Origin of the sequence: Amycolatopsis camponoti (assembly GCF_902497555.1) — a bacterium.
Classification (GTDB): domain Bacteria; phylum Actinomycetota; class Actinomycetes; order Mycobacteriales; family Pseudonocardiaceae; genus Amycolatopsis; species Amycolatopsis camponoti.
Window position 1 is genome coordinate 1,507,078 of sequence record NZ_CABVGP010000002.1, and the last position, 18,683, is coordinate 1,525,760.

General features: G+C 71.3%; 22 protein-coding genes. 17 read left to right on the forward strand and 5 right to left on the reverse strand.

Annotated elements, in window-relative coordinates; all coding sequences use genetic code 11:
- Positions 1–5: 5 nt before the first annotated feature.
- The gene (locus AA23TX_RS27635) at positions 6–1,640 is read right to left on the reverse strand and encodes a PucR family transcriptional regulator (RefSeq protein ID WP_155545734.1); all 1,635 of its coding nucleotides are present in this window, start codon (positions 1,638–1,640) and stop codon (positions 6–8) included.
- A gap of 143 nt (positions 1,641–1,783) precedes the next feature.
- On the opposite strand from AA23TX_RS27635, the gene AA23TX_RS27640 reads away from it, so the two are divergent.
- Entirely contained in the window at positions 1,784–3,280 is a 1,497-nt protein-coding gene (locus tag AA23TX_RS27640; protein ID WP_196425553.1) for a CoA-acylating methylmalonate-semialdehyde dehydrogenase, read from the forward strand.
- Between the two features lie 68 nt (positions 3,281–3,348).
- The gene (locus AA23TX_RS27645; protein WP_155545735.1) at positions 3,349–4,200 is read left to right on the forward strand and encodes an aldo/keto reductase; all 852 of its coding nucleotides are present in this window, start codon (positions 3,349–3,351) and stop codon (positions 4,198–4,200) included.
- Here AA23TX_RS27645 and AA23TX_RS27650 read toward each other — a convergent pair.
- Genes AA23TX_RS27650 through AA23TX_RS27665 form a run of 4 tightly spaced genes read right to left on the reverse strand, consistent with a single transcriptional unit; the run spans position 4,197 to position 6,827 of the window.
- Positions 4,197–4,682: a hypothetical protein gene (locus AA23TX_RS27650; protein ID WP_155545736.1), complete on the reverse strand. Its 486-nt coding sequence runs from the start codon at positions 4,680–4,682 to the stop codon at positions 4,197–4,199. The genes AA23TX_RS27645 and AA23TX_RS27650 overlap by 4 nt on opposite strands.
- Positions 4,679–5,875 carry a hypothetical protein gene (locus tag AA23TX_RS27655; RefSeq protein ID WP_155545737.1) on the reverse strand — a complete coding sequence of 399 codons (1,197 nt, stop codon included), beginning with the start codon at positions 5,873–5,875 and terminating at the stop codon, positions 4,679–4,681. The genes AA23TX_RS27650 and AA23TX_RS27655 overlap by 4 nt, the downstream gene beginning before the upstream one ends.
- Positions 5,872–6,198, reverse strand: coding sequence for a type VII secretion target (locus AA23TX_RS27660; protein ID WP_155545738.1), 327 nt, complete (start codon positions 6,196–6,198; stop codon positions 5,872–5,874). Before AA23TX_RS27660 ends, AA23TX_RS27655 begins: the two co-directional genes overlap by 4 nt.
- The gene (locus AA23TX_RS27665) at positions 6,198–6,827 is read right to left on the reverse strand and encodes a YbaB/EbfC family nucleoid-associated protein (RefSeq protein WP_230862727.1); all 630 of its coding nucleotides are present in this window, start codon (positions 6,825–6,827) and stop codon (positions 6,198–6,200) included. The genes AA23TX_RS27660 and AA23TX_RS27665 overlap by 1 nt, the downstream gene beginning before the upstream one ends.
- A 58-nt stretch (positions 6,828–6,885) precedes the next feature.
- On the opposite strand from AA23TX_RS27665, the gene hrcA reads away from it, so the two are divergent.
- The 15 genes from hrcA to recO all read left to right on the forward strand — a co-directional run bounded on the left by hrcA (position 6,886) and on the right by recO (position 18,682).
- Positions 6,886–7,908, forward strand: a complete 1,023-nt coding sequence (hrcA, locus tag AA23TX_RS27670; RefSeq protein ID WP_155545739.1) for a heat-inducible transcriptional repressor HrcA — start codon at positions 6,886–6,888, stop codon at positions 7,906–7,908.
- A gap of 31 nt (positions 7,909–7,939) precedes the next feature.
- A complete protein-coding gene (gene dnaJ, locus AA23TX_RS27675) occupies positions 7,940–9,106 on the forward strand; it encodes a molecular chaperone DnaJ (RefSeq protein WP_155545740.1) in 1,167 nt (388 codons plus the stop codon).
- A 2-nt stretch (positions 9,107–9,108) separates the two neighbouring features.
- Positions 9,109–9,861 (forward strand): 16S rRNA (uracil(1498)-N(3))-methyltransferase, encoded by a 753-nt coding sequence (locus AA23TX_RS27680; protein WP_155545741.1) that lies wholly within the window; start codon positions 9,109–9,111, stop codon positions 9,859–9,861.
- 373 nt (positions 9,862–10,234) lie between these two features.
- A complete protein-coding gene (locus AA23TX_RS27685) occupies positions 10,235–10,597 on the forward strand; it encodes a histidine triad nucleotide-binding protein (protein WP_155545742.1) in 363 nt (120 codons plus the stop codon).
- Between the two features lie 87 nt (positions 10,598–10,684).
- The gene (locus tag AA23TX_RS27690) at positions 10,685–11,761 is read left to right on the forward strand and encodes a PhoH family protein (RefSeq protein ID WP_155545743.1); all 1,077 of its coding nucleotides are present in this window, start codon (positions 10,685–10,687) and stop codon (positions 11,759–11,761) included.
- Positions 11,758–12,330, forward strand: a complete 573-nt coding sequence (ybeY, locus tag AA23TX_RS27695) for an rRNA maturation RNase YbeY (RefSeq protein ID WP_155545744.1) — start codon at positions 11,758–11,760, stop codon at positions 12,328–12,330. Before AA23TX_RS27690 ends, ybeY begins: the two co-directional genes overlap by 4 nt.
- 8 nt (positions 12,331–12,338) lie before the next feature.
- Positions 12,339–13,685 carry a hemolysin family protein gene (locus AA23TX_RS27700; RefSeq protein ID WP_155545745.1) on the forward strand — a complete coding sequence of 449 codons (1,347 nt, stop codon included), beginning with the start codon at positions 12,339–12,341 and terminating at the stop codon, positions 13,683–13,685.
- Positions 13,678–14,016: a cytidine deaminase-like protein gene (locus AA23TX_RS27705; RefSeq protein WP_155545746.1), complete on the forward strand. Its 339-nt coding sequence runs from the start codon at positions 13,678–13,680 to the stop codon at positions 14,014–14,016. The genes AA23TX_RS27700 and AA23TX_RS27705 overlap by 8 nt, the downstream gene beginning before the upstream one ends.
- Positions 14,013–14,909, forward strand: coding sequence for a GTPase Era (gene era, locus AA23TX_RS27710; protein WP_155545747.1), 897 nt, complete (start codon positions 14,013–14,015; stop codon positions 14,907–14,909). Before AA23TX_RS27705 ends, era begins: the two co-directional genes overlap by 4 nt.
- Before the next feature lies 1 nt (position 14,910).
- On the forward strand, positions 14,911–15,216 hold the full coding sequence (locus AA23TX_RS27715; RefSeq protein ID WP_155545748.1) for a CD225/dispanin family protein: 306 nt from the start codon (positions 14,911–14,913) through the stop codon (positions 15,214–15,216).
- A 27-nt stretch (positions 15,217–15,243) separates the two neighbouring features.
- Entirely contained in the window at positions 15,244–15,570 is a 327-nt protein-coding gene (locus tag AA23TX_RS27720; RefSeq protein ID WP_155545749.1) for a CD225/dispanin family protein, read from the forward strand.
- Positions 15,567–16,016, forward strand: coding sequence for a DUF2752 domain-containing protein (locus tag AA23TX_RS27725; RefSeq protein ID WP_155545750.1), 450 nt, complete (start codon positions 15,567–15,569; stop codon positions 16,014–16,016). Before AA23TX_RS27720 ends, AA23TX_RS27725 begins: the two co-directional genes overlap by 4 nt.
- Positions 16,017–16,201: 185 nt before the next feature.
- Complete coding sequence (locus tag AA23TX_RS27730) at positions 16,202–17,263, forward strand: RDD family protein (protein ID WP_155545751.1); 1,062 nt, start codon at positions 16,202–16,204, stop codon at positions 17,261–17,263.
- Between the two features lie 69 nt (positions 17,264–17,332).
- Entirely contained in the window at positions 17,333–17,797 is a 465-nt protein-coding gene (locus tag AA23TX_RS27735) for a CD225/dispanin family protein (protein ID WP_155545752.1), read from the forward strand.
- 60 nt (positions 17,798–17,857) lie between these two features.
- Complete coding sequence (gene recO / locus AA23TX_RS27740) at positions 17,858–18,682, forward strand: DNA repair protein RecO (RefSeq protein WP_155545753.1); 825 nt, start codon at positions 17,858–17,860, stop codon at positions 18,680–18,682.
- Position 18,683 lies beyond the last annotated feature (1 nt).

Genomic DNA, 18,683 nt, shown 5'->3' on the forward strand with positions numbered 1-18,683 from the left:
GTCGATCACTGTGCTCCACGTCCGGGTGAGTCTTCTTCGCTCGACCGAGTGAGGTCCAGCGCCAGCAAGGCCACGTAGAGCGAAAGCATCGACTCCGGGTCCTCCAGGCGGACGCCGAGGACCTGCTCGATCCGGGCGAGCTGCTGGTAGTACGCCGTTCGCGAGGTGTGTGCCGCCGCCGCGGCCGCCGACTTGTTGCCGCCCTGCTCGCAGTAGTGCCGCAGAGCCTGCACCAGCCGGCTGCCGGACGCCGCGTCGCGCTGGAGCAGCGGCCCGAGCTCCCGGACCGCGAACGCCGTCACGCGCTCGTCGCCCGAAAGCAGGTGCAGCAGGCCGCGCAGGCGGACGTCCGACAGCCGGTGCAGCACGCGCTCGGCGCCCGCCCCCAGGGCGGCCGCCGCCACCTGGCCGGCCTCCAGCAGCGTCCGGCCCGCCTCGGCCGGCGACGAGACCGTCGTGCCGACCGCGAGCACGCCCGGCGCGCTGCCCCGGGCCTCGTGGACGTCGGTGGCGAGCCGGTGCAGCACCGTGTCCGCGTTCGCCTCCGGCGACAGCGCGATCAGCGCGCGCACGCCGAGGTCGTCCGTCGCCACCAGCGCCGACACCTTCGCGCGGCGCGCCGCGAGCACCGTCGCCTCGGCCAGTTCGCGCAGCACCGGCGGCGTGGACAGAGCCGGACGGCTGCCGATCAGCCGGGGCCGGACCGCCAGCCCGACCAGCTGCCGCCCGGTCAGCGGCACGGCCAGCGCCGACGCCCGCGCCAGCAGCTCCGCCGTCGGGGCGGGCGACGCGAGCAGCTCGTGCAGCACGGCCCGGTGGGCCTGCCGCTCCAGGCCGTCGGAATCCTTGGCGACCAGCCGGTGCACGGCCAGCGCGGACGCGGCCCGCTCGGCGACCACCCGGTGCCGGTGCGGCGGTGGGTCGGCGCAGACGACCACGAGGCGCCCCCAGTCGTGCCCGCGCGCGCCGACGACGGTCACCAGCCAGCCCGAGCCGGGGTGGTAGCCGGTCCGCTCGCCGACCTGGACGACGCGCGACCGGGCCGGCCAGCCGGTGAGCAGTTCGGCCGGGTCGGTGCCGGCCGCGTCGTAGGCGAGGACCTCGTGCGAGAGCGTCTCCAGCACCACCGGCTGCTCGGTCAGCCGGGCGACCTCGCCCAGGACGACGCCGGGTTCGGCGCCCGCGACCGTCAGCGCGGTGAACGTCTCGTGCACGCGCTCGGCGGCGCGCAGCTCGGCGACCTGGGCGTCGACGATCTGGCCGTTCACCGCCTCGGTGACGCTGACGTACCGGGTTTCGCGCGAGAGCGTCACGAGCGGCAGCCCGTGCTTCTCGGCCGCTTCGACCAGGGCGGCGGGCAACTTGTCGCTCCAGTGCCGGACCAGCTCGATCACCAGGCCGGCCGCCCCGACCCCGGCCAGGTCGGCGACGTAGCGGGCCAGCGACGGGCCGTCGTCGGGCAGCGCGACGCCGGTCGTCAGCACCAGCTCGCCGCCGCGCAGCAGGTGCGCGATGTCGGCGACCTCGGCGACGTGCGCCCAGCGCACCAGGGCGCCGAGCCCGGCCACGCCGGCGACGACGTGCGGACGGCCCTGGCGCAGCACCGGCAGCGCGAGCACCTCGGCGACGGTCGGGTACATGGCTCCTCGCGGTCCGCGCGGTCTGATCGGCAGGGACAGACTGTACGGCCGGGAGCCAACTGACGTACACGTTGTCGATGGCGGTGGCGTGGCGCGCGCCCGGAGACTCGCAGGAGACGTCCCCGAGCCGAGGAGTGCCCGCCGTGACCGAACGCATCAGCCACTGGATCGACGGCAAGCCGTTCACCGGGACCGCCGAGCGCTCGGGCGAGGTGTTCGACCCCGCGACCGGGCAGGTGCGGGCGCGCGTCGACTTCGCCGGTGACGCCGAGGTCGAAGCCGCCGTCGCCGCGGCCAAGGCGGCGCTGCCCGGCTGGCGCGGGACGTCCCTGGCCGGCCGGACGCGGGTCATGTTCGCCTTCCGCGAGCTGCTGTCGGCGCGCAAGCACGAGCTGGCGAAGATCGTCACGAGCGAGCACGGCAAGGTCGAATCCGACGCGGCGGGCGAGGTCGCCCGCGCGATCGAGAACGTCGAGTACGCGTGCGGCGCGGCGCAGCTGCTCAAGGGCGGGTTCAGCGAGAACGCGTCCACCGGCGTCGACGTCTACTCGATCGCGCAGCCGCTCGGCGTGGTCGGCGTGATCTCGCCGTTCAACTTCCCGGCGATGGTGCCGCTCTGGTTCGTTCCGAACGCGCTGGCCTGCGGCAACACCGTCGTGCTCAAGCCGAGTGAGAAGGACCCGTCCGCCGCGGTGTTCATCGCCGAGCTGTTCGCCGAAGCGGGTCTGCCCGCGGGCGCGCTGAACGTCCTGCACGGCGACAAGGCGGCGGTCGACGGGCTCCTCGAACACGACGACGTCAAGGCGATCTCGTTCGTCGGGTCGACGCCGATCGCGCGCTACGTCTACGAAACCGGCACCCGGCACGGCAAGCGCGTCCAGGCCCTCGGCGGGGCGAAGAACCACATGGTCGTGCTGCCGGACGCGGACCTCGACCTGGCCGCCGACGCCGCGGTGTCGGCCGGGTTCGGCTCGGCGGGGGAGCGCTGCATGGCGGTGTCGGTGGTCGTCGCGGTCGACCCGATCGGCGACGAGCTGGTGCGCAAGATCACCGAGCGGATGTCCGTGCTGCGCGTCGGCGACGGCCGTGACCCCGAATCCGAGATGGGCCCGCTGGTGACGGCGGCCCACCACGCGCGGGTCGAGTCCTATGTGGACGCCGGGGTGACCGAGGGCGCGTCGCTGGTGGTGGACGGCCGCGGGATCGAGGTCCCCGGTTCGGCGGACGGCTTCTGGCTCGGCCCGACGCTGTTCGACCACGTCCGCCCGGAGATGTCGATCTACGCGGACGAGATCTTCGGCCCGGTCCTGTCGGTGGCGCGCACGGCGTCCTACGACGACGCGCTGGACCTGATCAACGCGAACCCGTACGGCAACGGCGTCGCGATCTTCACCGGCGACGGCTCGTCGGCGCGGCGGTTCCAGAACGAGGTCGAGGTCGGCATGGTCGGCGTGAACGTCCCGATCCCGGTCCCGGTGGGGTACTACTCGTTCGGCGGCTGGAAGGACTCGCTGTTCGGCGACAGCCACGCCTACGGGCCGGAGGGGTTCCACTTCTTCACCCGGACGAAGGTCGTGACGTCGCGGTGGCCGGACCGCTCGCACGCCGGGGTGAACCTGGGCTTCCCGCGCAACTCCTGAGCCGGGAATCGCCGGTGGGTCCGCCGGGTTGGCACCAAGGGGACCCACCGTCGACGTTAGGCAGACGAATGAGCGCGAAGAACTCCGGCACCTTCACCATCGGCGGCGACCTCCCGGTCACCCGCCTCGGGTACGGCGCCATGCAACTGACCGGCCCGGGGGTCTGGGGCGACCCCAAGGACCCGGACGAGGCCGTGCGCGTGCTGCGGCGCGCCGTCGAGCTGGGCGTGACCCTGATCGACACCGCCGACGCCTACGGCCCGTTCGTCGCGGACCTGCTGATCAAGAAGGCCCTGCACCCCTACGCCGACGACGTGGTCATCGCCACCAAGGCCGGTTTTACCCGGCAGGGGCCGAACCAGTGGATCCCGGTCGGGCGGCCCGAGTACCTGCGGCAGCAGGTCGAGCTGAGCCTGCGGCACCTCGGCGTCGACCGGATCGACCTGCTCCAGCTGCACCGGATCGACCCGAAGGTGCCGCTCGTCGAGCAGGTCGGCGAGCTGAAGAGCCTTCAGGACGAGGGCAAGATCCGGCACATCGGCCTGTCCGAGATCAGCGTGGACGAGCTGAAGGAAGCGCAGAAGACCGCCGAGATCGTGTCGGTGCAGAACCTGTTCAACCTCGCCAACCGTGACGCCGAACCGCTCCTCGACCACGCCACCGAGCACGGCATCGCCTTCATCCCGTGGTTCCCGCTCGCCACCGGCGCCCTGGCCGGGGCGGACAGCCCGCTGACCGCGCTCGCCAAGGAGCACGACGCGTCGCCGTCGCAGCTCGCGCTCGCGTGGCTGCTCAAGCGGTCGCCCGTCGTGCTGCCGATCCCGGGGACCTCGTCGGTCGCGCACCTCGAGGACAACGTCGCCGCCGCCGACATCGAACTGACCGACGCCGAGTTCGACGCCCTGACCAAGGCGGTCTAAGCGGGCAGGACGTTGATCAGCGTTTTCGTGCGCGGAGTCAGGTAGACGGCATTGGTCCGCTCCGGCTGGATCCGCTCGCGGAGCGCGCGGTCGTCGAGGCGGAAGCTGCGGTCCTGGACCACGAGGTAGGTGAACCAGATCCGTTCCATGATGGTGTAGAGGTAGATCGGGTACTGGCCGCGCTCGGGCCGCTTCCCGTGGACCTTGCCGAAGTCGTGGGTCCAGCCGGTGATCACGACCAGCCGCCCGCTTCCGACCTCGGACAGCCGTCGCCCGCACACGAACGCGAACCAGGCCGTCGCCGCGAGGATCGGGACGAGGGCCGCCGCGACTCCGTCGGTGATCGCGAGCGCCGCGGTCCACAAACCGGCGAGCACCAGGACCACCGCAGCCCAGAAATTGAAGTCGAGCAGCTTCCGGCGCTGCGACGGGTGGAGCCGGCCATTGCGGTTGGCCAGCTCCACCTCGGCCTGCTCGGTCACTCGGCCTCGCCTTCGGGGTGTTCCTTCTCGTAGGCCTCTTGCGTCTCGTGGTAGCGGTCCTGCTGCTCGTTCTCCTGGCGGCGGCCCTCGGTCACGACGCCGACGGTGTCCGCGGGCTTCCACCCCGGATAACCGCCGGACTCCTGCCACGCACCCGGCTTGAGCACGCTGCGGCCGTCTTCGGAGTACTTCTTGCCCGGGCCTTCCAGCTTGTCGCCGCCGGGGACCTTCTCGCGCGCGGCGTCCTTCCAGCCGTCGGCCGTCTCCTCGGCGGACTTCGCCTCCTTGCCCGCCTGCTTCAGCTCGTTGGCCTTCCGCTCGATGCCAGCGGCCGTGTCGACCGACTTGTCCACGAGCTTGTCGACGCCCTTGCCCACCTTCTTCAGCGCGTTCGCCGCGCCTTCGAGGGCCGCCTTCGACTTGCCCGCGCCCTTCGCCAGGCTCTCCAGCTTCTCGACGATCTTCGTGATGCGCGTGCTGATCTTCTCGGCGAGCACGCCGCCCTCGACGACCGTGTCGGCGATGAACGCCGCGATCGTGCCGCCGAAGGTGCACCAGGACGCGGCCAGCGCGGCCAGCGCCTTGACGATCAGCTCGCCCACGAACGACGAGATCATGTCGCGGATCAGCCCGCGCTCGGTGCCGACCAGCGCCGCGCCGACGTTCATGGCGGTCGACGCGTCCCCGGCGTGCGACGCGGCGCCGCGCAGCACGTTGACGTAGCTTTCGGCCGTCCGCTGGTAGGCCTCGGCGGAGCCGCAGTCGCTGAAGGACTGCTGGACCTTCTTGGCCTGCTGCTCGTAGCTCTCGGCCGTCTCGGTGAGCGACTTGGCGATGTTCGTCCAGGTCACGGCCTTGGCGGTGACGGCCTCGGGCTTGCCGGCGAGCTTGTCGAGGCCGTCCTTGAGGAAGCTGATGTGCTCGATCAGCCAGCCGACCCCGGCACTGGCGAGCGTCCCGAGCGGGTCCATCGCCGCGCCGAGCAGGTCGAGGGCGTCGGTGCCGACGTCCATGGCGAGGTTGCCCCAGTCGCCGTTGCGCGCGTCGGTGAGCGTGGACGCGGCGTCGCTGAAGATGCCCGCGCCGCCGGTCTGGGCGTTGACGTTGTCCAGCTCGCCCTTCGAGCCGTCGCCCATGCCGCTCCAGAAGCCGCCCGGCGATTCGGCCGTCGCGACCAGTGCGTTCTCGGTCATGCCGGGAGCTCCTTGCCGATGCCCTCGATCAGGCACTTCGTCTTGTCTTCGTGGTCGCGGAACGCCGTGTGCGCGGTCTTCACCCGGTCCGCGACCTCGTGGCCGGCCTCGACGGCGTCGCTCAGGAAGCCGTTCGCGGTCTCCACCCACACTTGGATCGGCAGCGCGAACACCTGCCCGACCAGGCCGAACGCGTCGAAGTCGAGCGCGCCGGCGGTGCCGGCGGCCTCGACCGCCTGCTGCACCCGGTCGGCGATCTGCCGGATCTCGTCCTCGTGGCCGCCGAGGACGTCGAAGTCGACCTTCATCGCCTTGCCCGCCATCACAGCCCCCGGCGCAGGATCGGGCCGCCGAAGTCGTCGTCGTCGGCCGGGCGCGGCCGGGCCGGGCGCACGGGCGGCGGCGGGGTTTCCGGCCGGGCTTCGGTGAATTCCCAGTGCGGCGGAGCGGCCGCTTCTTCTTCCGGTACTTCGGGCGCCGGGATCTGTTCCCGGAGGAAATGCATCGCGTCGCTGTCGGTGCCGATCACCGGCGCCATGATCGCGGTCAGCTGCTGGGCGGCGTCGACCTGCGCGCGTTTGGCGGCGGCGAGAACGGCCTGGGCGAGCCGGGCCCGCGGCAGCTCGTCGGCCCGCGGGCCGAAGGTGAGTTCCTGCAGCGCACCGCTGGTGTTGACGGTGACCGTGACGGACCCGTCGGCACTCGACGCGGTCGCCGAGACGCGCTCGAGCCGGGCTTTCGCCTCGGCCGCGCGCCGGGCGATATCGGGCATTCCGGCCGAAGCGGGTTCATTTCGGTTCACGGCGACCTCGTAGTCGGGGAGCGGCATGCGGATCAGAGGCAGCAAACCGCTTTTCGGTTCCCTCTTCAAGCCGGAAATCCGGTGCGACAAGAATGCATGGGAATTCATTTGTCCGTTCTTTACCCGGCCGGGACGGGCGGGGTTGAGCACGACCCGCTCAGGCTTCCGTAAACTCATGGTGAGCAGCGAGCGAGGTAGGTGAGGAACGGTGGCCAACGCGGACGAGCGCCGCTTCGACGTGCTGCGGGCGATCGTGGCCGACTACGTGTCCAACCAGGAGCCCGTCGGCTCCAAGGCGATCGTCGAGCGGCACAACCTGGGCGTGTCGAGCGCCACCGTGCGCAACGACATGGCCACCCTCGAAGAAGAGGGCTACATCACCCAGCCCCACACCAGCGCCGGCCGCGTGCCGACCGACAAGGGCTACCGCCTCTTCGTCGACCGGCTGTCCGAGATCAAGCCGCTGAGCGCTCCGGAGCGCCGGGCGATCACGACCTTCCTCGACAGCGGCACCGACCTCGACGACGTCCTCCGCCGCTCGGTCCGGCTGCTCGCGCAGCTGACCCGGCAGGTCGCCGTCGTCCAGTACCCGATGCTGACCAACGCCAAGGTGCGCCACCTCGAAGTGGTGCCACTCACCCCGGCGCGGCTGATGCTGGTGCTGATCGCCGACAACGGCCGCGTCGACCAGCGCACCGTCGACCTCGGCGACGTCGTCACCGAAGAAGACGTGGCGCGGCTGCGGTCCGTGCTCAACACGGCCATGTCCGGACGGCGGCTCAACGAGGCCGCCGCGCGCGTCGCCGAGCTGCCCGACAAGGCACCCGGCGAGCTGCGGGACGCGCTCATCCGCGTCACCACGGTCCTGGTCGAGTCGCTGGCCGAACACCCCGAAGAACGCCTGGTCCTCGGCGGCACCGCGAACCTCACGCGCAACGTCGCCGACTTCCCGGGTTCGCTGCGCCAGGTCCTCGAAGCCCTCGAGGAGCAGGTGGTCGTGCTCAAGCTCCTGGCCGCCGCGCGCAACCCCGGTGCGATCACGGTGCGCATCGGTGAGGAAAATGAAGACGAGCAGATGCGCAGCACCTCGGTCGTCTCGATCGGTTACGGCCAGGACATGGTGCTCGGCGGCATGGGGGTGGTCGGCCCGACCCGGATGGACTACCCCGGCACGATCGCCGCGGTGCGCGCGGTCGCCAACTACGTGGGGCAGATCCTGGCCGGCCGCTGAGCCGGGCAGAGCAGAAGGAGAAGCAGAGACGGTGGCGAGGGACTACTACGGCATCCTCGGGGTGGCCAAGAACGCGAGCGATCAGGACATCAAGCGCGCGTACCGGAAGCTGGCCAGGGAGCTGCACCCCGACGTCAACCCGTCGGAAGACGCGCAGCACAAGTTCGGCGAGGTGACGACGGCCTACGAGGTGCTGTCCGACCCGCAGAAGCGCAAGATCGTCGACCTCGGCGGCGACCCGATGGACGGCGGCGCGCGCGGCGGGGGCGGCGGCGACCCGTTCGCGGGCTTCGGCGGCCTCGGCGACATCATGGACGCCTTCTTCGGCGCGGCCGGTGGCGGCGGCGGGCGCGGGCGCGGACCCCGCAGCCGCGTCCAGCCCGGCTCCGACGCGCTGATCCGGCTCGGCCTGTCCCTCGAGGACTGCGCCACCGGGGTCGACAAGGAGATCGCCGTCGACACCGCGATCGTCTGCGACCTCTGCCGCGGCGCCGGCACCACCGAAGGCACCGGCGTCAAGACGTGTGACACCTGCGGCGGCGCCGGCGAGGTCCAGTCCGTCCAGCGGTCCTTCCTCGGCCAGGTCGTCACGGCCCGCCCGTGCCCGGTCTGCCGCGGCTTCGGCGAGGTCATCCCCGACCCCTGCCGCCAGTGCGGCGGCGACGGCCGCATCCGCGCCCGCCGCAACGTCACCGCCAAGATCCCGCCGGGCGTCGGCGACGGCATGCGCATCCGCCTGTCCGGCCAGGGCGAGGTCGGCCCCGGCGGCGGCCCGGCCGGCGACCTCTACGTCGAGATCGACGAGACCCCGCACGAGGTCTTCGTCCGCCAGGGCCACGACCTGCACTGCAACTTCCGCATCCCGATGACCACCGCCGCCCTCGGCGCCACGGTGCCCATCTCCACGCTGATCGACGGCGACTACGAGCTCGACGTCGAACCCGGCACCCAGCCCACCGCCGAGCTCGTCCTCACCGGCAAGGGCATGCCCCGGCTGCGGTCCTCCGGCCGCGTCGACGGCCGCGGCGACCTCCACGTCCACATCGACGTCGTGGTCCCGACGAAGCTCGACGAAGCCCAGCGCGAGCTCCTCGTCGAACTCGCCCGGCAGCGCGGCGAGGAAGTCCCGACGCTGGCATCCAACGGCAGCAAGCACGGCGGCCTCTTCTCCAAGCTGCGCGCCAAGAACCACCGCTGACCGTGCCCGACACCACCCTGCCGGTCTTCCTCGCCGACGCCGTCCCCGCCTCCGGGCGCGCGGTGCTCGACGGCGAGGAAGCCCGGCACGCGGCCACGGTCCGCCGTCTCCGCACGGGGGAGCGGCTGATCCTTTCGAACGGCGCGGGCACCATGGCCCGCTGCGTCGTCGAAGCCGTCCAGCCCGGGCGTGACGCCGTCCTCACCCTCGCGGTCGAGGAGAGCTGGACCGAGGAACCACCCGCACTGCGCGTCGTGCTCGCCCAAGCCCTCGCCAAGGGCGACCGCGGCGAGCTCGCCGTCGAGCTCGCCACCGAAGCCGGCGTCGACGCGATCGTCCCCTGGCGAGCCGCCCGCAGCGTCGCCAAGTGGGACGACGGCGGCCGCGGCGACAAAGCCCTCGCCCGCTGGCGCGCCACCGCCCGCGCCGCCGCCAAGCAAGCCCGCCGCGCCCACGTCCCCGACGTCACCGAGCCCGTCACCACCGGCGAACTGGCCGGGCTGGCCGCCACGATGTCCCTGGTCGTCGTCCTCGAGTCCGACGTCTCCGACCGCCTCACCGACCTCGCACTGCCGGACACCGGCGACCTCCTCCTCGTCGTCGGCCCCGAAGGCGGCATCACCGACGGCGAACTCCGCACCCTGCGCGAAGCCGGCGCACGAGCCGTCCGCCTCGGCACGACCGTCCTGCGCACGTCCACCGCCGCGGCCGTCGCCCTCGGTGCGCTGGGCGCCCTCACCAGCCGGTGGCGGTGAAAAGATCACCGGAAAAAAGACCCCCGATTTTGCGCCCAGTTATGGCGCGATCACACTCCGACCCGTTACTCTCGTTTACTAACGCGCCACACACCGTTTCCGGGTTCGGCGCGCCACTGGGAAAGCACAGACCCCGCCGGGCACCTCCCCCCTCGGTCCGGCGGCCGCCGCGGTGGCGGTAGATCGACCCCCAGGGTCTACCGCTCCGCGGCCCCCTCCCTCGCTTCGCTTCGGTCGTTGGGCCGCTTCGCGTTCGTTGTGTCTTCTGGGGGTCGGACCCCCAGACCCCCGCCGGGGCATGCCCCGGACCCCCGCGCCCTCGCTCGGTGCCGGTTGGGTGGCGCGTCTTCCTTCGTCGGTAGGGTCTCTCCTCATGAGTGAGGATGAGACTCTCTTTGAACGGATCATTGCTGGTGAGATCCCTGCTGATGTTGTCTATCAGGATGATCTGACCTTTGCCTTCCGGGATATTCGGCCTCAAGCCAAGGTTCATGTGCTTGTTGTGCCCAAGGTTCGGTATCGGAACCTGGGGGAGCTTGCTGCTGGGGATCCGGGGCTGCTGGCCGCTGTTGCGCTCGCTGCTCGGCGGGTTGCGGAGCTCGAGGGGGTTCTCGAGTCGGGGTATCGGGTTGTGTTCAACACCGATGGTGATGCCGGGCAGACTGTTTTTCATGTTCATGCCCATGTTCTGGGTGGGGAGCCTCTGGGGCTCTTCGGGGCTCCTGAGCAGGACTAGGGCAAACCCGTCTGCGTTCTGTCGGTGGGTGCCAGTAGCATCGGTGGGGTCCGTTCTCCCTCACCGAGAAAGCAGGCCTGAGGCCACGTGGCCGGAACCGTACCGGGTGGTGCCGCCCGACCCGACGTCCCCGGGGACGTCGCCAAGACCGAGGATGCCGCCGTCCAGGCAGCGCAGTCCCGGTTCCCCATTCCCGACGCCGCCGCGCTCAGCCTGCTCGGCTCCCGTGACGAGAACCTGCGTGTCGCCGAGGAGCTTCTCGCCGCCGACGTGCACGTCCGCGGCAACGAGGTCACCCTCACCGGCACCCCCGCCGACGTGGCCTTCGCCGAGCGCGTCTTCGCCGACCTCGTCACCCTCGCCACCGGCGGGCAGCAGGTCGGCCCCGACACGGTCCGCCGCACCATCGGCATGCTCTCCACCGGGGACGCGTCGCCCGCCGAGGTCCTCAGCCTCAACATCGTCTCCCGCCGCGGCAAGACCATCCGGCCCAAGACGCTCAACCAGAAGCGCTACGTCGACGCGATCGACAAGCACACCGTCGTCTTCGGCATCGGCCCCGCCGGCACCGGCAAGACCTACCTCGCCATGGCGAAGGCCGTCCAGGCGCTGCAGGCCAAGCAGGTCACCCGCATCGTGCTGACCCGCCCCGCCGTCGAAGCCGGCGAGCGCCTCGGCTACCTGCCCGGCACCCTCAACGAGAAGATCGACCCCTACCTGCGGCCGCTCTACGACGCGCTGCACGACATGGTCGAACCCGAGTCGATCCCGCGGCTCATGCAGGCCGGCACCATCGAGATCGCGCCGCTCGCCTACATGCGCGGCCGCACCTTGAACGACGCCTTCATCATCCTCGACGAGGCCCAGAACACCACGCCCGAGCAGATGAAGATGTTCCTCACCCGGCTCGGCCAGGGCTCCAAGATCGTCGTCACCGGTGACGTCACCCAGGTCGACCTGCCGAACGGCCAGCGCAGCGGCCTCCGCGTCGTGCGCGACATCCTCGGCGGCGTCGAAGGGCTCCACTTCTCCGAACTGACCAGCCAGGACGTCGTCCGGCACAAGCTCGTCGGCGACATCGTCGACGCCTACGAGAAGTGGCAGGCCGTGCAGGACGCCCAGGACCAGCAGCAAGGCAACGGCTGGAAGGGCAACCGGCGTTGAGCATCGAAATCGCCAACGAGTCCGGCGTCGACGTCGACGAGACGTCCATCGTCTCGGCGGCCCGCTACGCCCTCGACAAGATGGAGGTCAGCCCGCTCGCCGAGCTGTCCATCCTGCTCGTCACCCTCGACGTCATGGAAGACCTGCACGAACGCTGGATGGACCTGCCAGGGCCCACCGACGTCATGGCGTTCCCGATGGACGAGCTCGACTCCTCCCGCCGTCCCGACGCGCCCGACGCGTCACCGGCGCTGCTCGGGGACATCGTGCTCTGCCCGGCGTTCGCCAAGGACCAGGCCAAGACGGCGGGGCATGCCCTGATCGACGAGCTGCACCTGCTCACCGTGCACGGCTGCCTGCACCTCCTCGGCTACGACCACGCCGAACCCGCCGAAGAGCGCGAGATGTTCGCCCTCCAGAAGCGGATCCTCGGCGAGTACCAGGACGCCGTCGCCGCCCTGCAGAAGCGTGACGCCCAGCGCAACACCGACGACCGCGTCCTCGGCATCGCCGGGCTCGACGCGGCCACCGCCCCGGCCGCCGAACCACCCGCCGGGGAAACGCCCTAGCGCCGGCCATGGTCCAGCTCCTGTTCGCGATCGCGCTCGTGCTCCTCGCGGGCGTGTTCGCGGCGGCCGACGCCGCCATCAGCACCGTGTCGCAAGCCCGGGCCGAAGGGCTCGCCCGGATGGGCCTGCCCGGCGCCCGCCACCTCGCGGCGGTCGTCGTCGAACGGCGCCGGCACATCAACCTGCTGCTCCTGCTGCGCCTCGGCTGCGAGCTGACGGCCACCGTGCTGGTCACCGTCTTCGTCGGCACCCGGCTCCGGCCCCTGGGCGTCGCCGTGCTGGTCACGGCGGTCGTCATGATCGTCGTGAGCTACGTCCTCATCGGCGTCGGCCCGCGCACCCTCGGCCGCCAGCACCCGTACCGCATCGGCCGCTACGTCGCCGGGCCCGTCCGCGTCCTCGGCTCGATCCTCGGCCCGCTGTCCCGGCTGCTCATCCTCATCGGTAACGCCATCACCCCCGGCCAGGGCTTTCGCGAAGGCCCGTTCACCTCCGAGGTCGAGCTGCGCGAGCTCGTCGACCTCGCCCAGGAACGCGGCGTCGTCGAGGACTCCGAGCGCGAGATGATCCACTCGGTGTTCGAGCTGGGCGACACCATCGCCCGCGAGGTCATGGTCCCGCGCACCGAGATCGTCTGGATCGAGCGCACCAAGACCGTCCGCCAGGCCCTCGCCCTGGCGCTGCGCACCGGCTTCACCCGGCTCCCGGTGATCGACGAGTCGGTCGACGACATCGTCGGCGTCGTCAACATCAAGGACCTGATGTCGGCGTACATGGACCCGGACGGGTCGAGCACGGTCGTCGACACCCTGATGAACGAAGCCTCCTTCGTCCCCGACTCGAAGCGCCTCGACGAGCTCCTCAAGGAGATGCAGCGCTCGCACCACCACATGGCGATCGCCGTCGACGAGTACGGCGGCACCGCCGGCCTGCTCACCATCGAGGACGTGCTGGAAGAGATCGTCGGCGAGATCACGGACGAGTCCGACGCCGACGAGCGCCCCGAGGTCGAGGAGCTCGCCGACGGCGCCGTCCGCGTGTCGTCCCGGATGAGCGTCGACGACCTGGGCGAGCTCTTCGGCATCGACCTCGAAGACCACGACGTGGAGACCGTGGGCGGGCTGCTCGCGGAACGACTGGGTAGGGTCCCGCTGCCGGGGGCCGAAGCCGAGGTCGCCGGCCTCCGGCTGTTCGCCGAAGGCGGCAAGGACCGGCGCGGCCGCATGCGGATCACCTCCGTGGTGGTCCACCCGGCCGACGCCGACGCGATGACCGACCCGGCCGACCGCACCACCCGGCGCCGTACGCGCCTGCCCCACCCCGACGAACGCGACAGGAGCGTCGAACATGCCTGACCTCGAGGCGGAGGACCAGAAGCTGGTCACCCTCGCCCGGTCCTCGCGCGCCCGCATCCAGGCTCCCGAAGGCGCCGCGGTCCGCGACACCGACGGCCGCACCTACGCGGCGGGCACGGTCGACCAGCCGTCGTTCAAGCTCACCGCGCTCCAGGCCGCGGTCGCCGCGGCGCTGTCCAGCGGTGCCGAAGGCATCGAAGCGGCCGCCGTCGTCAGCGAAGAAGGACTGCTCAAGGGCGCGTCCGTGCAGGCCGTGCGCGACATCGCGAAGTACGCGCCGATCATCCTCGCCGCCCCGGACGGCTCGGTTCTCGAGGTGCTGGAGCGATGACCGAGCACCGTTCCGGCTTCGCCTGCTTCGTCGGCCGTCCCAACGCGGGCAAGTCGACGCTGACCAACGCCCTCGTCGGCACCAAGGTCGCGATCACCTCCAGCAAGCCGCAGACCACGCGCCACGCGATCCGCGGCATCGTGTCCCGTGAGGACGCCCAGCTCGTCCTCATCGACACCCCCGGCCTGCACCGCCCCCGCACCCTGCTCGGCGAGCGGCTCAACGACATCGTGCACACGACGTGGTCCGAAGTGGACGTCGTCGGGTTCTGCGTGCCGGCGAACGAGAAGATCGGCCCCGGCGACAAGTTCATCGCCGGCGAGCTGCAGAAGATCGCCAAGCGCACCCCCGTCATCGGCATCGTCACGAAGACCGACCTCGTCCAGCCCCAGCAGGTCGCCGAGCAGCTGCTCGCGCTGCAGGAGGTGATGGAGTTCGCCGAATTGATCCCGGTGTCCGCCGTGGACGGCTTCCAGGTCGGCGCGCTCGCCGACCTGCTCGTCGGCAAGCTCCCCGAAGGCCCGCAGCTCTACCCGGGCGGCGAGCTCACGGACGAACCCGAGCAGACGCTGGTGGCCGAGCTGATCCGCGAGGCGGCGCTGGAAGGCGTCCGCGACGAGCTGCCGCACTCGATCGCCGTCACCGTCGAAGAGATGCTGCCGCGCGAAGGCCGCGACGACCTCATCGACGTGCACGCCTTCCTGTTCGTGGAGCGGCCCAGCCAGAAGGGCATCATCCTCGGGCACAAGGGCGAGCGGCTGCGCGAGGTCGGCGCCACCGCGCGCAAGAACATCGAGGCGCTGCTCGGCTCCAAGGTCTACCTCGACCTGCACATCAAGGTGGCCAAGGAGTGGCAGCGCGACCCCCGTCAGCTGCGCCGGCTCGGGTTCTGACGTGGCCGAGCCGCCGCGGCCGCCCGCGGACTACAACCCCGGACCCCCGCCCGCGACCAACCTGGTCTGGGGCATCGTCAGCGCCGTCCTGTGCTGCCTCCCGTTCGGCGTCCTCTCGATCTACCAGGCCGCCAAGGTCGAAAAGCTCTGGGCCCAAGGTGACCAGGACGCGGCGCTCGCGTCGGCTCGCGACGCCCGGCGGTGGGCCGTGGTCGCCGCCGTCGCCGGTGCCGTCCTGTGGGTCGCCGCGATCGTGACGATCGTGCTGCTCTTCGGAACGCTCACCGACGACGCCGCGTCGAACTGACGACGACGGCAGCAGGAGGCGATCCCGGTGACCCAGCCCTACCCGCAGTACCCGCCGCCGCCCGGCTGGCTGCCGAACTACGGGCCGCCGCCGGAGAACAACATGGTCTGGGCGATCCTGTCGACGGTGATGTGCTGCATGCCGTTGGGTATCGTCTCCATCGTGAAGGCGAGCCAGGTCAACTCCCTGTGGTTCCAGGGGTTCCACGCCGAAGCGCACCGGGCCGCCGACGAAGCCCGCAAGTGGGCGATGTGGTCGGCGATCTCGTGCGGCATCCTGCTCGCGCTCTACCTCGTGTTCATCCTGGTCATGTTCGCCGTCGTCGGCGCCTCCTTCTGGTCGCTGGTGCCATGACGACCGTCTACACGGGATACCCGGCCCGCGGGGCGAAGGCCACGCTGCGGGCGCTCGGCGCCCCGATGGCCGTCGTGGGCGGGCTCGGCGTGTGCTGCGCGGCCGTCCTGATCGGCGACCCCACGACTCCCGGCGGCTGGCTCCCCGTCTGCCCGACCAAGGCGTTGTTCGGCATCGACTGCCCGGGCTGCGGCGGCATGCGGATGGCCTACAGCCTGATGCACGGCGACCTTCCCGCGGCCTTGCACTACAACGCCGTGTCCCTCGTGTTCATCCTTCTCTTCGTCTGGAGCACGGCCGCCTGGACGGCCGGGCGGCTGCGCGGCCGTTGGGTGAACAGCTGGCTGCACTGGCGCTGGACCCCGCTGACCGTCGGCGTCGTGTTCGCCGTCTGGTTCGTCATTCGCAACCTCCCGTTCGCCCCGTTCACCGGCCTGCGCGTCTGATTTCGACGGACGGGAACCACTTCGCCACGCAGCGCGTCGGACGCTCGCCGGGTTCACCCGGACAGTGGACGCCTGGGCAGCGCTGCCGCAGGTGAACCGAGTACGCTCCCGCGGACCAATGCCGTACATTCGGCGCGGTTCCGCACGGAGCGTGCGGTGGAGTGACCAGCGAGGGGGAGACACAGATGACCGATCCCTACGGTCAGCAGCCGTTCGGGCAGCAGCCCGGTGGCCAGCAACCGTTCGGACAACCGCAGCCCGGTCAGGCGCCGCCGCCGTACGGGCAGCCCGCCCCGTACGGGCAGCCGGCACCGTTCGGCCAGCCGGGAACTCCCTTCGGCGCACCCCAGAACTACGCGAACTGGGGCCAGCGCGCGGTCGCACTGCTGATCGACCAGGCGCCGGTGCTCGTCATTTACCTCATCGCGGTCATCCTCTTCGTCTCCGGCGCCTACGGGCTCGGCGGGACCTTGTACGGCATCGGTGCGCTCGCCGGCATCGGCTGGGCCGTCTACAACCGGTGGATCCAGCAGGGCAACACCGGTCAGTCGCTGGGCAAGCGGATCGCCGGCATCAAGCTGATCGGCGAGCAGACCGGGCAGCCGATCGGCGCCGGGTCGGCGTTCCTGCGCGACCTCTGCCACGTCGTCGACGGCGCGGCCTGCTACATCGGGTTCCTGTGGCCGCTCTGGGACGACAAGAGCCAGACGTTCGCGGACAAGATCGTCGGCACGGTCGTGGTGCAGGCCGACGCGGCACCCGGCCAGACGCCGTTCGGGCAGCAGCCCGGCGCGCAGCAGCCCTTCGCCGGCGGCTACCCGCCGGCGGGCCAGCAGCCCGGCCAGCCGGGCCAGTTCGGCCAGCCGCCGTCCGCTGGTTTCCCGCAGCAGCCCCAGTCCGGCGGTTTCGGCCAGCCCGCGCCGGGTGGCTTCCCGCAGCAGCCGTCGTCCGGTGGGTTCCCGCAGGACCCGTCGTCCGGTGGGTTCGGCCAGCCGCCGCAGCCGGGCGGCTTCGGGCAGCAGCCGGGCCGGCCGCTCGCCCCGCCGCCGGGCGGTTCCGCCTTCGACGAGGTCGAGCGCACGCAGATGCTCCGCCCGGACTCCGCCGGCAGTGGGTCCGCGTTCGACGAAGAGGCCGAGCGGACGCAGATGCTGCGTCCGGAAGGCCAGGGCGACTCCGGAGAAACCCGGAAGATCCAACCCGGTCAGTACGGCCAGCCGCCGAACGACCAGCCGCCGCACCACTGAGGCACGTTTTTTCCGCAGGACCGCCGGGGTGACCCGGCGGACGTTCACGAGTAATTGGGGTAGACGTTCATGACCAATCCCTACGGCCAGCAGCAGCCGCCTTACGGTCAGCAGCCGCAGTCCGGCGGTTTCCCGCAGCAGCAGCCCGGTTACGGCCCGCCGTCGGGCGGGATGCCCGCCTACGGCCAGCCCGCGCCGTACGGCCAGCCCCCGTCCGGCGGCTTCGGCACCCCCGGCTACGGCATGCCCGGCGGTGGCGGCGACATCAACGCCATCAAGGACTACAAGGGCTGGGCGATCGCCTCGCTCTTCCTGGGCGGCCTGATCCTCGGCATCTTCGCGATCATGAAGTCGAACGAGGTCGGCACGTACAAGATGCAGGGCAACTACATGATGGCGGAGCAGGCGTCGCGCACCACCAAGACGCTCTGCCTGATCTCCACCATCCTGGGCAGCATCGGCTGCGTCGTGGCGATCATCGCGATCATCGCCTCGGCCGTGGCCGTCAGCACCTGCTACGGCTACTACTGCTGATCCCGGCGGTTCGGCGGGGCGCTCCACCCCGGCATCACCCGAGAGTGGGACGATGTCGGGGTGGTGAACCTCTACCGCGACACCGGGGTGGTGTTGCGCACGCACAAGCTGGGTGAGGCCGACCGGATCGTCACCCTGCTCACGCGACGGCACGGCAAGGTCCGCGCCGTCGCGAAGGGCGTGCGGCGGACGTCTTCGCGGTTCGGGGCCCGGCTGGAGCCGTTCGGTCACGTCGACGTGCAGTTCTACACCGGGCGCACCCTCGACGTGATCACCCAGGTCGAGACCGTCGACGCGTTCCACCTGCCGCTGGTCGCCGACTACCAGCGCTACACCGCGGCCAGCGCGATCGCCGAAACCGCGGACCGGCTCTCGGCCGAAGAGGGCGAGCCGGTGCTCAAGCTCTACCTCCTCGTCTGCGGCGCCCTGCGGTCCCTCGCCGCCGGGGAGCGGGACGCGTCCCTCGTGCTCGACGCGTTCTTCCTCCGCGCGATGTCCTACGCCGGCTGGGCGCCCGCGCTCACCGAATGCGCCCGCTGCGGCCTGCCGGGCCCGCACGTCGCGTTCAGCGTCGCCGCCGGCGGCTCGATGTGCCAGGACTGCCGCGTGCCCGGCTGCGTGCACCCCGCGCCCGAGGTCCTCGACCTGCTCACCGCCCTCCTGCACGGCGAATGGCCGCTGGCCGAGTCGACGCTGCAGGGCACCCGCCGCGACGCGAGCGGCCTGGTCGCGGCCCATCTGCAGTGGCATCTGGAGCGTCAGCTCCGGTCCCTTCCCCTGGTCGAGCGACGTGCCCGGGAGACCGTGCTGACATCCGGGGCTTCGCCCCGGGCCGGGGGCTCCGCCACCCGGACCCCCGAAGGACAAGGGGTGCGAGGGCAGTAGG